Origin of the sequence: Paenibacillus sp. J45TS6, from assembly GCF_018403285.1 — a bacterium.
Lineage (GTDB): Bacteria > Bacillota > Bacilli > Paenibacillales > Paenibacillaceae > Paenibacillus.
Genome location: NZ_BOSJ01000054.1, coordinates 1 through 749 on the forward strand (window position 1 = coordinate 1; position 749 = coordinate 749).

Below are 749 nucleotides of genomic sequence, written 5' to 3' on the forward strand. Positions count from 1 at the left end.
AAGACAAAGTAAAGGTCATCTATGAATTAAGGCATAAATACTCGGTGAAGGCGCTTGTGGCATTCGCTGCTATTCCACGAAGCACGTATTACGATGTAGTGAAGAAGCTAGATCGTCCAGATCCAGATGCTGATTTGAAGGCTGAAATCAAAGCGATTTACGAGGAACATGAAGGTCGATATGGCTATCGTCGCATTCGAGATGAACTAGCCAATCGTGGGCAAAAAGTGAATCATAAGAAAGTGCAACGTATCATGAAAGAATTAGGGTTAAAAAGCGTAGTTCGCATGAAAAAATATAAGTCGTACAAAGGAACAGTGGGCAAAATTGCACCAAATATTCTAAACCGTAACTTTACAGCACAAGCTCCGAACGAAAAGTGGGTTACAGATATTACAGAATTTAAATTATTTGGTGAGAAGCTTTATTTATCACCTGTATTAGACTTGTTTAACGGTGAAATCATTTCCTACACAATTGGCTCTAGACCAACGTATTCACTCGTTTCTGAGATGCTAGAAAAAGCATTAGAATGTTTACCAGAGGATCACAAGTTAATGATGCATTCAGATCAAGGCTGGCATTATCAAATGAAACCATATCGCGAAGTTCTTCGAAAGAGAGGGATCACACAAAGTATGTCGCGTAAAGGTAACTGCTATGATAACTCAGTAATGGAGAATTTCTTTGGGATTATAAAGTCGGAACTCCTTTACTTAAAGGAATTTGAGAGTGTAGAACATTTTAAA

General features: G+C 38.1%; 1 protein-coding gene. It reads left to right on the forward strand.

Annotated features, from left to right (window positions below):
- Nucleotides 1-749 (forward strand): IS3 family transposase (locus KJS58_RS24815; protein WP_213536342.1); only part of this gene is annotated, 749 nt, incomplete at both ends.